The organism is Paraburkholderia sediminicola (genome assembly GCF_046030555.1).
GTDB classification, from domain to species: Bacteria; Pseudomonadota; Gammaproteobacteria; order Burkholderiales; family Burkholderiaceae; genus Paraburkholderia; species Paraburkholderia sediminicola_E.
On sequence record NZ_JAQQCH010000008.1, the window covers coordinates 43,696 to 57,708 of the forward strand.

At 62.2% G+C, this 14,013-nt stretch carries 6 protein-coding genes and 1 pseudogene; 3 read left to right on the forward strand and 4 right to left on the reverse strand.

Annotation, left to right across the window (positions count from 1 at the left end; genetic code table 11):
• Positions 1–236: 236 nt before the first annotated feature.
• Positions 237–1,298 (reverse strand): annotated as a pseudogene (locus PQQ52_RS13700) (zinc-binding metallopeptidase family protein); the annotation flags it as partial.
• 383 nt (positions 1,299–1,681) lie between these two features.
• Between PQQ52_RS13700 and PQQ52_RS13705 the strand changes: the two are divergent.
• Genes PQQ52_RS13705 through PQQ52_RS13715 form a run of 3 tightly spaced genes read left to right on the forward strand, consistent with a single transcriptional unit; the run spans position 1,682 to position 8,762 of the window.
• Positions 1,682–5,155, forward strand: coding sequence for a transglutaminase family protein (locus PQQ52_RS13705; protein WP_408211753.1), 3,474 nt, complete (start codon positions 1,682–1,684; stop codon positions 5,153–5,155).
• Between the two features lie 47 nt (positions 5,156–5,202).
• On the forward strand, positions 5,203–7,875 hold the full coding sequence (locus PQQ52_RS13710; protein ID WP_408211756.1) for a circularly permuted type 2 ATP-grasp protein: 2,673 nt from the start codon (positions 5,203–5,205) through the stop codon (positions 7,873–7,875).
• Positions 7,872–8,762: a transglutaminase family protein gene (locus PQQ52_RS13715; RefSeq protein ID WP_408211758.1), complete on the forward strand. Its 891-nt coding sequence runs from the start codon at positions 7,872–7,874 to the stop codon at positions 8,760–8,762. Before PQQ52_RS13710 ends, PQQ52_RS13715 begins: the two co-directional genes overlap by 4 nt.
• Positions 8,763–8,829: 67 nt before the next feature.
• On the opposite strand, the gene PQQ52_RS13720 is transcribed toward PQQ52_RS13715, so the two are convergent.
• The 3 genes from PQQ52_RS13720 to PQQ52_RS13730 form a co-directional block, all read right to left on the reverse strand.
• Positions 8,830–10,215 carry a TolC family protein gene (locus PQQ52_RS13720; protein WP_408211761.1) on the reverse strand — a complete coding sequence of 462 codons (1,386 nt, stop codon included), beginning with the start codon at positions 10,213–10,215 and terminating at the stop codon, positions 8,830–8,832.
• A 136-nt stretch (positions 10,216–10,351) separates the two neighbouring features.
• Positions 10,352–11,785 carry an HlyD family type I secretion periplasmic adaptor subunit gene (locus PQQ52_RS13725; RefSeq protein ID WP_408211764.1) on the reverse strand — a complete coding sequence of 478 codons (1,434 nt, stop codon included), beginning with the start codon at positions 11,783–11,785 and terminating at the stop codon, positions 10,352–10,354.
• Positions 11,785–13,911 carry a type I secretion system permease/ATPase gene (locus tag PQQ52_RS13730; protein WP_408211767.1) on the reverse strand — a complete coding sequence of 709 codons (2,127 nt, stop codon included), beginning with the start codon at positions 13,909–13,911 and terminating at the stop codon, positions 11,785–11,787. Before PQQ52_RS13730 ends, PQQ52_RS13725 begins: the two co-directional genes overlap by 1 nt.
• Between the last annotated feature and the right edge of the window lie 102 nt (positions 13,912–14,013).

The window sequence follows — 14,013 nt, forward strand, 5'->3', positions numbered from 1 at the left end:
AAGGGCGGCACTGACGGCACTGACGGCGTTGACGGTGCTAACGGCGCGGCTGCCTCCATGACGGGCGCCTGCGCGGGTTCTTGCGGCACGACGGGTTGTGCGGCTGGTTGTGCCGCCACCGCCTGTAGCGCGCGTAACGCGCGCGCCCGCGCCGTATGCGCCGTATGTGTCGTATGCAACGGCGTTTGCACTGCCCCGGCTTCGCTCGCCGGCTTCGCCGCTTCGCGAGTTTTCATTTTGTCACCGGCTGCCGCAATCACCCGATGCACGAACCGCAACTTATCCACCACCGGCGAGGCCAGCGTGAACGGATAACCGTCGGGCATGCCGAGGCTGCGGTTCAGACTGTTCAACGCGTATGTGAGCGGAAACCAGCGCTTCATCAGATTCTCGAAGCTCGCATCTTCCACGGGCGTGCGGTCGGTCAGCGTCGGCTCGCTCGGGTCGTCGGGCAGCAAGGCGAGACCGTACGAGGTCGACGTATCCAGCACGTCGACGATGAGCATGTAATGAGCCCACGTCTCGGCCCAATCTTCCCAGGGATGCATCGTCGCATAGGCGCTGATGTACGAGGCCTGCCAGTCTGCCGGCGCACCGTCGCGGTAATACGACGTCAGTGCCTCTCCGTAGTCGGCGCGCTCGTCGCCGAACAGCTTTCGGTAGGGCTCGAGCCAATGCGGATCGTTCGCGACCAGCTGGCTGAAGTAGTAGTGACCTGTCTCGTGGCGGAAGTGACCGAGCAGCGTGCGGTAGGGCTCGCCCATCGCGCTGCGTACTTTTTCGCGGTAGGCGTCGTCGGCTTCGGCGATGTTCAGCGTGATGAGACCGTTGTCGTGGCCGGTCATGACCCGCTCCCCATCGTCGCCGTCCTCGAGGAATTCGAATGCCAGACCTTGTTCGGGATCGGCCTGTCGCGACGGTACGTCGACGCCGAGCGCGGCGAGTGTGTAAAGCAGGCGCCGCTTCGCCATCTCAAGCCGGTACCAGTAGAGCCGGTTGTCCGGCGCGCTCAGATTCGGAATCGTGCGGGTGAGCTGGCAGGCGCGGCACAGCGTGTCGGGCGAGTCAGCGGGGATCATCCAGTTGCAGACATTTTCGACCGCGTAATTGTGGCACTGCCGGAACAGCGCGCCCTCGGCGCGCGGATGCAGACTGCGCCAGCGTCCTTCTTCGGCTGCTTCGAAGGCACTGATTTCGGCCAGTTCAGGCACATATCCGAGCAATGCCTCGCACCGTTCGCAACGAACGTTTTCATAGAACACAAGGTGCGAGCAGCGATTGCAGTGGAAGGTTTTCATCGATCGGGCCCGGGTAGTGGGTGGCGGTCATGGAGCAACAGGCGGGGCACGTTGTCAGCAGGCCGTGGCCGGCCGCCGGGCATCCTCAAGCGCCCGCAGGAAAGAAGGAGACCACGCGCAATCTTCATGCCGCATTTGCCAGACGTCACTGGTTTAACGCACATTACGTGCATGATCGTGCATCGGCGCTGCGCCGCTTTGGTGCGCGGCATCCGAAAAGGCAGTGGAACGGCGCGCGGTTCGATCGACCGGACGGTCGGCAGACGCGGCAAACTTCGCAGCAGGCGGCAATCCGGGCGGGGCGGGCAGTTCCCGCGGTTTTTCGATTAACGGCATGAAGCTTGCTTTTTGGCGGGCTGCCATCCTTTGTCCAGGAGTCCGGTGTGTCCATACGCGTCGCGTTGAATCATGTCACACATTACCGCTACGACAGGCTGGTTGCGCTGTCGCCCCAGGTCGTGCGTCTCAGGCCTGCGCCGCATTGCCGGACCCCCATTCTGTCTTATTCGATGCGGGTCGAACCGGTCGAACACTTCATCAACTGGCAGCAGGACGCGTTTGCCAACTATCAGGCGCGTCTCGTATTCCCCGAGAAGACACGCGAATTCAAGGTGACCGTGGATCTGGTCGCCGAGATGGCGGTCTACAACCCGTTCGACTTCTTTCTCGAACCGTCTGCGGAGAAGTTTCCGTTCGACTATGCGCCTGGCCTCGCGCTCGAACTCGCGCCGTACCTCGTCAAGCGGGCGATGACGCCGCGCTTTGCCGAGTTCGTCGCGAGTATCGACCGCACGCCGATGGTCACCGCCGACTTCCTCGTCGCATTGAATCAGCGGCTGCAACGCGAGATCCGCTACCTGATCCGCATGGAGCCCGGCGTGCAGACGCCCGAGGAAACGCTGGTGAGCGCCGCGGGCTCGTGCCGCGATTCGGGCTGGCTGCTGGTCGAGACGCTCCGGCAACTGGGGCTGGCGGCGCGCTTTGTGTCCGGCTACCTGCTGCAACTCGCGCCCGACGTCAAATCGATCGACGGCCCGAGCGGCACTGAGGTCGACTTCACCGACCTGCATGCCTGGTGTGAGGTGTACCTGCCGGGCGCGGGCTGGATCGGCTTCGATCCGACCTCCGGCCTGCTCGCCGGGGAGGGTCACATCCCGGTTGCCTGCACGCCGGAACCCGGCAGTGCGGCCCCGATCTCCGGTGCAGTCGACGAATCCGAAGTCGAGTTCGAGCACACCATGTCGATCGAGCGGGTACTGGAGACGCCGCGCGTCACCAAGCCCTTCACCGAAGAAGTGTGGAACGACGTCGTTAAAATGGGCGAGCAGGTGGACCAGCGCCTCACCGAGATGGACGTGCGCCTGACGATGGGCGGCGAGCCGACCTTCGTGTCGGTGCGCGATCGCGACGCCGCCGAATGGAACACCGACGCGCTCGGCCCCACCAAACGCGGCTATGCGGTCGCGCTGATGGACAAGCTGCGCTCGCGCTACGGCGCAAACGGCTTTCTGCACATCGGCCAGGGCAAGTGGTATCCGGGCGAACAGTTGCCCCGCTGGGCCATGTCGCTCTACTGGCGCGCCGATGGCGAGCCGTGCTGGCAAGACCCCACGCTCTTCGCCGACGAGCGCGAGCCGGGCACCTACACGGCCGACGACGCCCAACGTTTCCTCTCGCATCTGGCGACCAGGCTGGCGCTCGATACCGACTGCATCCAGCCCGGCTTCGAGGATGTCTGGTACTACCTGTGGCGCGAGCGCCGTCTGCCGGTCAACGTCGATCCGCTCGATGCGCGTCTGGACGACGAGCTGGAGCGCGTGCGTCTGCGGCGCGTGTTCGATGCGGGCCTGGGCGGCGCGACCGGTTTTGTCTTGCCGCTCGCGCGAGAACGCGACGTGCCGAACGAGGCGCCGAAGTGGGTCAGCGGCCGCTGGTTCTTCCGTGACGAACGCATGTTCCTGATTCCCGGCGACTCGCCGATGGGTTATCGCTTGCCGCTCGATTCGCTGCCGTGGGTGTCGAAGACCGACTATCCGTATCAGCACGCGCACGATCCGTTTGCGCCGCCGGTGGCGTTGCGCACGGCCGCGCAATTGCGCATGCAATACGACGGCGAACAGCGCACCTTGACCGCCGCCGACGCGCGGCGTGCGGCAGCGTTGTCGTCGTCAGCGGCGGATTTGTTGAGCGGCATGCCGGGCAGCGGAGTGCTGGATCTGGCGCTTCAGCCGGGCGATCAGCAGGCGCCGGCGCGCGGGCAGTCGTCGAAAGAGACGTTGCGTACGGCAATCTGCGTCGAAGCGCGCGACCCGAAACGTGCCGCCGGTCCGAAGGCGGAAACCGAAGCGTTCGGCAGTGGCCGCTCGCTGCTGCATGTGTTCATGCCGCCGCTCACCGAACTCGACGACTACCTCGATCTGCTCGCGGCGATCGAAGCGACGGCGGCCGAGTTGCAGATGAAGGTGGTGCTCGAAGGCTATCCGCCGCCGCGCGATGCCCGCCTGAAAATCCTGCAGGTGACGCCGGACCCGGGTGTGATCGAGGTGAACATTCATCCGGCTTCGAGCTGGGAGCAACTGGTCGACAACACGGAGTATCTGTATCGGTCCGCGGCGGAAAGCTATCTGAGCAGCGAGAAGTTCATGACCGACGGCCGGCATACGGGGACCGGCGGCGGCAATCACTTCGTGCTCGGCGGCGCGACGCCTGCCGATAGTCCTTTCCTGCGCCGTCCCGATCTGCTGGCGAGTCTGATCGCGTATTGGCACAACCATCCGTCGCTGTCGTATCTGTTTTCCGGGCTGTTTATCGGGCCGACGAGCCAGGCGCCGCGTGTCGATGAAGCACGCAACGACCAGGTGTATGAACTCGAAGTGGCGTTCCGCGAATTGCAGCGGCAGATCGATCTGCTCGGCGGCCGCGAAAGCGCGAATCTGCCGGCGTGGATGATCGACCGCTCGTTACGCAACATCCTGATCGATGTGACGGGCAACACGCACCGCGCCGAATTTTGCATCGACAAACTCTATTCGCCGGATGGTCCGACGGGCCGCCTCGGCCTGCTCGAATTGCGCGGCTTCGAAATGCCGCCGCATGCGCGCATGAGCCTCGTGCAGCAGTTGTTGCTGCGCGCGCTGGTGGCGCGCTTCTGGCATACGCCGTACACGCAGCGGCTCACGCGTTGGGGCACGGAACTGCATGACCGCTTCCTGCTCGGCACCTTCGCGAAAATGGATTTCGACGACGTGCTCGGCGAACTCAATCAGGCGGGCTTCGCCTTCGAGAGTAGCTGGTTCGCGCCGCACTTCGAATTCCGCTTCCCGCTGGTCGGCGAGACCACGGTGAACGGCGTCTCGCTGACCATTCGCAGCGCGCTCGAACCCTGGCACGTGATGGGCGAGGAGGGCTCGCCGGGCGGCACGGTGCGGTATGTGGATTCGTCGGTGGAAAGGCTTGAAGTGCGCGCGCTCGGTTTGAACGACAACCGTCATGTGCTGACCGTGAATGGCGTGCCGGTGCCGTTGCAACCGACTGGCCGCGTCAGCGAATATGTGGCCGGCGTGCGCTTTCGCGCGTGGTCGCAACCATCGGCACTGCACCCGACCATCGGCGTGGATGCGCCGCTCACCTTCGACCTGGTGGACACGTGGACGGGCCGCTCGGTCGGCGGATGCCAGTATCATGTCGCACATCCGGGCGGGCGCAACTATCAGACCTTCCCGGTCAACGCCTACGAGGCAGAAAGCCGGCGGCGCGCACGCTTCTTCGCATCCGGTCATACGCCGGGGCCGCTCACGGTCGACATGCCGCGGCGCAGCCTCGAGTTTCCGTTTACGTTGGACCTGCGCTACTGGTAACCTGGTAGACTGAAAAGCGGCGGCACACTTTTAAGAACGACACGACCTTGGCCTTTCAATCGACTTTTCCCTTCGAAACGTCCGCCGCGCGCGCGGACGCTTCGTCCTTATTGCGGCTGTTGCCGGCCTACGAAGGACATTGGGACGAGTTACGCGACGCCTCAGGCGCGTTACGCGAGCCGTGGCGGCAATTCTTCGAGCGGCTCGGCGAAGACGGCATCGCGCGATTGGAGGATCACTACGCGTCGATCGCGCAGCAGATCCGCGACAACGACATCAGCTACAACGTCTACGCGGATAACGGCGAGCCGCGGCCGTGGGCACTCGACCTGCTGCCGTTCCTGATCAGCGAGGCCGAGTGGGCGCATATCGAGCGTGGCGTGACGCAGCGCGCGCATCTGCTCAATGCGATCGTCGCCGATATTTATGGACCGCAAACCTTGCTCGAGCGCGGGCAGTTGCCGCCTGCGCTGGTGTTCGGGCATCCGGGTTATCTGCGCTCCGTGAAGGGCTTCACGCCGCCTGGCGGGCAATATCTGCAGGTGGTTGCCGTCGATCTGGCGCGTACGCCCAGTGGCAACTGGACCGTCATGGCGCACCGCACCGAGGCGCCATCCGGGCTGGGTTATGCACTGGAAAACCGGCTGATTGTGTCGACGCTATTCGCCGAACCGTTTCGCGCAATGCGCGTGAGCCGCCTCGCGCCGACTTATTCGCAACTCATCGCGACGCTCGTGCAGGCCGCACAGGCCACGATGCAGCACGACAGTTCGGGGGCCGACGGTTCGCCGCATATCGCGTTGCTCACGCCCGGGCCGTTTAGCGAGACTTACTTCGAGCACGTGTTTCTCGCGCGCTATCTCGGCGTCACGCTGGTCGAAGGCAAGGACCTGACCGTGCGTGACGACATGCTCTATCTGAAGACGCTCGCCGGTCTCGAGCGCGTACACGTCGTGCTGCGCCGTCTGGATGATGCCTTCTGCGATCCGGTCGAACTGCGCGCGGATTCGAGCATCGGCGTGCCGGGCCTATTGCAGGTGATGCGCGCGGGCAATGTGATCGTGTCGAACGTGCCGGGTTCGGGCTTTGTCGAATCGCCGGCCTTGCATGGCTTCCTGCCGGGTATCGCCGAAGTTCTGCTCGACGAAGACCTCGTGCTGCCGAGCGTGGCGACCTGGTGGTGCGGCGAAAAGGCGGCGCGCGTCCACGCGTTCGGGCGTCTGGACGAAGCGTTCATCGTGCCGACCTGGCCGGTCGCGCCACGCGATGCGCCGCCCGGGATCGAACAGGGCAGACAGCGGTTGTCGACATGGCGCGAACGCATCGAAGCGATGCCCGACACCTATACGATCCAGCAGCCGCAGCGCTTTTCCTGCACGCCGCGTTACGAAGACGGCACGATTGGCCGCCGTCCGTCGGTACTGCGTGTCTACGCGATTGCCGACTTCAACGGCGGCTGGCATGTGATGCCCGGCGGCTTCACGCGGATGGCCGCCGAGCGTCAGGCGACAGTGTCGATGCAATACGGCGGCAGCAGCGTCGATACGTGGGTGCTGTCGAGTCAGCCGACGTCGACCTTTACGCTGCTGCCTTCGCCGATGCAACCCGCCGACCTCGCGCGCAAGCATCGCACCGTGTCGAGCCGGGCGGCGGAAAATCTGTTCTGGGCCGGACGTTACGGCGAACGCGCCGAAAACAACGTGCGGCTGTTGCGCCTGATTCTCGGCTCGCTCGAAGGCAACGACGCCGACGTGATGTTCCCCACGCTGGTCGAGCTCGCCATGCATTGTGGTCTCGTACAATCCGGCGATATGTTCTCGCCCCATTCGCCGCAAGCATTCGAGCGCGCGCTGGTCGCGAATCTGAGCGAGAGCACCGGCGCCGCGAGCATCGGCCAGAATCTCAACTATCAGGCGCGTGCGAACGGTGAAGTGCGTGGGCGTCTGTCAAACGATCACTGGCGCACGATTCTCGCGGCGCGCAACGACTTCCGCGATGCTTTGCAGACGTTGATGCCGGCTGCGAGTCCTAACGGTAATGGCGGTGGCAATGGTAGTGGTAGCGGTTCATCGCAGGGCGGCGCGAATGGCAACGGCCGCGCCGGGCGCAGTGAACGCTACGACCGTTATGACCGTGTGACGCTGACGACCGCGCTCGAACGTCTGTCGGTGCAGTTGTCGGCTATCAGCGGCGCACAGGGCGACCGCATGACGCGCGACGAAGCATGGCGTCTGCTATTCGTCGGGCGGCACATCGAGCGGGTGTCGGCGATGACGTCGCTCCTGCGCGTGGTCGCCGATAAAGGCCAGCTCGCGACGCCGGCCGGGTTCGATCTGCTGCTGCAATTGTTCGACAGCACGCTGACGTATCGCTCACTGTATCCGGGCCGTTTCGAAGTGCCGGCTTTGCTCGACCTGCTGGTGATCGAGCCTACTAATCCGCGCGGCGTCTATGGTGTCTATGAGCGCCTGCGCAAAAAGATCGACGAGATCTCCGCAGCCGCGGGCAGCATGCGACATCGTCCGTTTGCGGAATTGATGCCGCCGGCCGATGCGTTGCCGGCGCTCGAATCGTTGTGCGCAATCGACGAAAACGATTCCTACGCCGACCTGATTGCGGTGTGCGATCAGATTGGCGGTTATGTCGGCGCGGCGGCACATGAGATCAGCGCGCGCTATTTCAGTCATGCCAGTACGGTGGCATCGCAGGTGTGGTCATGAAGACCATGCCGACCGTGTTGTCCGTCTCGCATCGAACGACCTACCACTACTCCACGTATGTGGAGACCGCGCAGCATCTCGCGACGATCCGGCCGATCGCCTGTTCGTGGCAGCGTGTGGTCTCGCACAGCGAAAAGATCGAACCGAAGCCTTCGTATCTGAATAGCCGTATCGATGCATTCGGCAACGACGTCCTGTACTTCGCTCTCGACACCCCGCACGAGCGCCTGCAACTCGTCAGCGAAACCACGGTGGCGTTGACGCCGCGCTGGACCGACCTCGACCCCGATGAAACGCCCGAATGGGAAGAGGTGGCGGACGCGCTGCGTTTCTGGGTCGGCGGCGAGTTCCGGCCTGAGGTGGAATTCTGCTTTGCGTCGCCGAACATCGTGCCGCGGCCTTCATTGCGCGCTTATGCGCTACCGAGCTTTCCTCCTGGCACGCCGATCGTGGCGGGAGCGATCGATCTGATGCACCGGATTCACGAAGACTTCGCATATAAACCCTCGGCGACCATGTTCGACACCCCCGCCGAGCGCGCTTTCGAACTGAAGAGCGGGGTATGCCAGGACTTCGCGCAGGTGATGATCGGCTGTTTGCGTTCGCTGGGTTTGCCGGCGCGCTACGTGAGCGGTTATCTGCGCAACGACCCGCCACCTGGGCAGCCGCGTTTGATCGGTGCGGACGCCTCGCATGCGTGGGTGTCGGTGTATTGCCCGGGCACTGGCTGGATCGATCTCGATCCCACCAATGACGTGCTCGCCGATATGGACCACGTGACGCTCGCGATCGGGCGTGATTACAGCGATGTGTCCTTGCTGCGCGGAATGATCCTCGGGGGCGGGGCGCATCGGGTGGAGGTGGGCGTGACGGTGTTGGCGCTTTGAGTTTTTGGCCTGTTCTGCTCTGAACTGCCCTCGGAAAGTTGCAGATTTCCTCGCGACTATCTGCAATTTAGCGGCTTCCCATTTGGATTTTCCCGGTGTTCAGACGTCCCAACTTCGCGGCGAGATCGAGCCTCGCCGCCCGCCAATCCGTCAAGGCCTGGATACGCTGACGGGTGGCGTCCGACAACGACGACTGGGCGTTGAGCAATTCGAGAATATTACCGACGCCAGCAGCATATCGGTGCTTCGCGGCATCGAAGGAACGCTGGGCGATCTGCAGCAGCGCCGCAGTATTCCCCACGTTCTCGACGTCAGTTTGCAGCGCCTGATAGCTTTTCCAGACATCGAGCCCAACCTGCTGCCGCGCTTCGTCGAGCACGTATTGCTGCACCTCGACCTGAGCATGCGCCTGCCGGACCTGATACGTCCTGCCGAAACCTTCGAACAATGGAATCTGCACCTGAACACCGAAGTACCAGTCATGTCCGGTCGCGGGAAATTGCGGCTCACCGAGGCCCAGGCTGGCCGGCTGGTTGTTCTGGCTGTACTTCGTAACAAAGCTGAAGTTCGGCAGACCTTGAGATCGCGTCTGCTGTTCCTTCGCCATCGCTGCTTCCAGTTTGGCCTTTGCAGCCGCGACCTCTGGATGCGAGCGTTGCGCATTGACGATCATCTCTGCGACCGATTCGGTGAAATCCCTGTCAGGTACAACGCCATCGTCTACCGTAGGCACGACAATGGATTGAGCGGGATTCATGCCCATATCGGACGCGAGTGTGCCGAGCGCTGTTTGCAGATCGCCCGCGGCCTTTGCCCTGTTGAAAGTTGCCTGCGCGTATGAGGTCTGAGCCTGCAACTGGTCGGAAATTGCCGCGACGCCATGACCTACGCGCGCGGACGCGGCCACAAAGCTGTCGCGCGCAATGCGTTCCGTTTCCTGCGCTGCCGTCAGCTTGCCTGCGGCTGCTTGTGCCGAATAGTAATCTGACGCCACCGTGGAAAACGCGGCTTGCAGCGTAGCATCCTGGCTAGCGCGAGCGGCGACAAACAGCGCCTGCGCATTACGTAGCGCAGCCTTTCTGCCACCGAAATCGTACAACACCCAGTTGAGTGAGATCGACCCGGAGTGAACCGTTGAGCGGTTCGCTGAACTGAGGCGCGGGTAACCCGTAACATCGGTGGCCGAGTCGTCGCGCACTTCCTGCCATGTGGCGGAAACGTTGGGCAAATACGCGGCCTTTGCCGCGCCGACGCCAGCGGCCTGTACCTTGACATTCGCCCACGCTTCGCGTGTTTTAGGGTTATTGCACAACGCGCGATTCACAGCCTCGTCAAGGCGCAGTGGCTCTCCCGGCGCACCGAACGCACAGGGTGAACCGGCATTCGAAGCGACAAACGCTGCGGCTGGCGTATCGGAAACGGCATTGCCAGTTCTGAACACATCCAGAGCCATCGCTACGCTCGGCGCTCCCACCAACAGCAATGGCAACAGCCGTACGGCACGAACGAGGTGTGATGTGCCACTATTCACGAAACCCGGAAGCCAGCGCGGCCGCAGTTGCATTCGGAAAGGTTTACCAACCCGGCGATCAACGCTCACGCATGCTCTCCCCGACGGTCTCCATCAGCGGATCGAGAAAATAGCTGGCGACACTGCGTCGACCGGTTCTGATTTCGGCGGTCACTTCCATGCCGGGTGTCAGATTGATCGACTTGTCGTTGACTCGTATCTGGTTGGTCGGAAGGCTTACTCTCGTCGTAAAGGTCAACCCCTGCTTTCTGTCTTTTGCCGGCGCAGCATTGTTCGAGACGGAAATCACTTTGCCTGTCAGATAGCCGTAACGGGTGTACGGGAAAGCGTCGATCTTGACGATGGCGTCCTGCCCGACGTTGACGAAACCCACATCCTTGTTCTCGACGTTGGCTTCGACCTCCACCGCGTCGTCGGGCACCACTTCCATCAGCACCTGAGCCGTGGTGACTACTCCGCCAAGCGTATGGACGGACAACTGCTGGACCGTACCGGCGACGGGTGCGTAGAGTGTCAGCAAACCTTGACGCGTCGTCGCCTTGGTCTCGTCGTCGCTGTTCTGCGCGAATTGCTCGGTCGACTTATTCAGTGCGTCGAGTTGTTCGCGCGAGAATTGAGAGGTTGTCTGTTCGATCGTCGCACGTTGTTCGGCTATGCCCGCAGTGAGTTCGCGTACATGGCTTTGCTGGGCGGCGAGTTCATGCTCCTGCTCAAGCGCGGTCTGCTCCTTGCCAAAATAATCGTGTTGTGCCACGTACTTGTCACGCGCAAGTGTCTTGTAGTCGTTGGCTTCACTACGTGCAAGCGGTGCGGTTGCGCGCAACTTTGCCACTTGCTGCTGGGTGGTTGCCAGCTCGGCTTCGCGCTTCAGAAGCTCCGCCCGCGATACGGTGATCCTGTCGGCGTATTCCCGATACAGTCCTTCAGCAAAGCGTTGTGCTTCATCCTGCTGCGTATGCGAAGCGTCATCCACTATCGAGAGCGCCGGGGCTCGCCCCGTTTTTAGCGCCGCCAGAAGCGCCCGCGCACGTTCGGCTGACAGAGCGGCGTCAATTCGTGCTGAGCGCGCCTTATGTGCATCGGCAGCGGCCTGGGTCGTGTCGAGAACCAGCAGCGCCTGTCCTTGCGTCACACGCCCACCGTCACGAATCAGAATCTGTCGCACGACTCCCGTGATAGCCGGCTGAACAGTTTTCACGCGTTCGCCAGGAATCAGTTTGCCTTTTGCGGTTGCAACAATATCCAGCTTGCCGAATACAACAATCAGCAAGATAAGGACGCCAAGGGCGACAATGACACGCATCGTCCACCGTGGCGCAGGGTGCGATGGCGTTTCGATCAGTTCGAGATTCGCGGGCAGGAATTGCAGTTCCTGTGCCGTACGCTCCGGCGTATCGAGTTGATCGCGGATCGCCCATACCGAACGGAACGTCGCGCCGTAGCGCCTGCATAGATCAGCAATGGCGCGCAATTTCAGGAAATGCGTGGTCATCAGGTGTTTTGCAAAGAGACGAGGTGCGCGTAGTAGCCGTTCTTCTCCAGCAACTGGCCGTGGCTGCCGCGCTCGACAATCCCGCCTTTGTCCATCGCGATGATCTGGTGAGCATGACGCACTGCGCTCAATCGGTGCGCAATGATGATGACCGTGCGACCGTGACACATCGCACGCATGTTGTTCTGGATCACCCGTTCGGTCTCGAAGTCGAGCGCGCTGGTTGCTTCGTCAAAAATCAGGATGCGCGGGTTCGTCACGAGCGCACGCGCGATAGCGATACGCTGTCGCTGTCCGCCCGACAGCGAGGAGCCATGTTCGCCTACTACCGTGTCGTAGCCCTCAGGCAGCTCCGAAATGAAGTCGTGCGCGCCAGCTAGCGTTGCGGCATGGATCACCACGTCGAACGATGCGCCCGGATCGGTCACGGCGATGTTCTCGCGAATCGAGCGATTGAAAAGCAGGTTCTCCTGCAGCACCACACCGATCTGCCGCCGTAACCACGCCGGATCGGCCAGCGCGAGATCGATTCCGTCGATGCGCACGCGTCCGCTCTCGGGAACATACAGACGCTGTAGCAGTTTGGTCAGCGTGCTTTTCCCCGATCCAGACCGGCCGACGATGCCGACAATTTCTCCCGCCGGAATCGTCAGGCCGACTCCATTGAGAGCCGGCTGACTGTCCGCTCGGTAACGGAAGCGCACGTTCTCGAAGCTAACGTCTCCTTTCACTGCAAGCAGCGCCTGACGGTTTTGCGGCAGTTCCGTGCGCGTGTTGAGGATGTCGCCCAGGCGTTGCATCGAAATGCCGATCTGTTGAAAATCCTGCCAGACTTGGGCCAGCCTCAATACCGGCGCACTGACGCGTTGGGACATCATGTTGAAGGCGATCAATTGGCCAACGGTCAGCTTGCCGTCGATTACTAGCTTCGCACCAAAGAACAACGTCGCTAGCGTGACGAGCTTTCCCACCAATTGGATGAGTTGCTGTCCTATGTTGCCGAGAGAATTGACTCGAAAGCTCGCTGTGACATAGGTCGCGAGCTGATTGTCCCAGCGGCGGGTGAACTGCGGCTCGATCGCCATTGCCTTGACCGTCTGCACACCGGACACGGCTTCGACCAGAAACGACTGGTTGTCGGCGCCACGCGCAAATTTGTGATTCAGCCGCTCCCGTAGAAGCGGATTCAGTGTCATGGAGATAGCGGCATAAACGGGGAGCGAGATCGCGACAATCAGTGTCAGCCAGACGCTGTAGATACACATCACGCCGAGGAAGATCACCGAGAAGATCAGGTCGATGAAAGCCGTTAATGCCTGGCCCGTGAGAAAGCTGCGGATGCTTTCAAGCTCGCGCACGCGTGCGACGGTGTCACCCACGCGCCTCGCTTCGAAGTACGCAAGTGGCAATGCCAGCAGATGGCGGAAGAGTCGTGCGCCGAGTTCAACATCGATTCGATTGGTCGTGTGCGAGAAGACGTAGTTTCGTGAGCCCGTGAGCAGCACTTCGAATACAGAGCTGACAAGCAGCGCCACGCAAACCACATTTAGCGTGCTGTACGCTCTGTTGACGAGTACTTTGTCCATCACCACCTGGAACATCAGCGGCGAGACCAACCCGAATATCTGTAGTACCACCGAAACAAGTAAGACTTCGAGAAGCAGTCGGCGGTACTTTACAACGGCAGGAATGAACCACGAGAAGTCGAAGCGGGCCAGGTTGCCGGCAAGAGATGCACGGGAAGTGAACAGCAGCATGCGGCCCGTGGCGCGCTCCATGACTTCGCTCACAGGCTTTGTGCGCGGCGCCTGCATGCCGGGTTCCAACACCAGCGCCGTCTCTCCGTCTGAGCCCGCGAGAATGAAGTGGCGGCCAGTGCGGTCCAACGCGAGCGCGGGAAACGGTGTTTTTGCCAGCCGTTCCGCTGCAAGCTTCACGGCGCTGGCTTTCAAACCGATTGCGCGTGCGGACAGCACCAACTGCGCTTCGGAAAATGCGCGTCCGTCCGTCGCGGCTGCATGCTTTAGTTGCGAAGCGTCGGTGGCAATACCGTGAAGGCGTGCAATGACGACCAGTGCCGCCAGACCGGCGTCTTCCAGGTGAGCAGATTGCTCTTCGAATCCCATCGTTTAACTTTATAAAGCGCGGATGAACGTGCAGTGATGCGGTGGCTATCTGAAACGTGTGAACGCGGCCGGCGGCTAACCGATCTCTCGTTCCGCTTTCGA

Coding starts and splice junctions, on each gene's coding strand:
- PQQ52_RS13720 (WP_408211761.1), bottom strand. CDS start 10,215: ATGGCTCTGGATGTGTTCAGAACTGGCAATGCCGTTTCCGATACGCCA.
- PQQ52_RS13715 (WP_408211758.1), top strand. CDS start 7,872: ATGAAGACCATGCCGACCGTGTTGTCCGTCTCGCATCGAACGACCTAC.
- PQQ52_RS13725 (WP_408211764.1), bottom strand. CDS start 11,785: ATGACCACGCATTTCCTGAAATTGCGCGCCATTGCTGATCTATGCAGG.
- PQQ52_RS13730 (WP_408211767.1), bottom strand. CDS start 13,911: ATGGGATTCGAAGAGCAATCTGCTCACCTGGAAGACGCCGGTCTGGCG.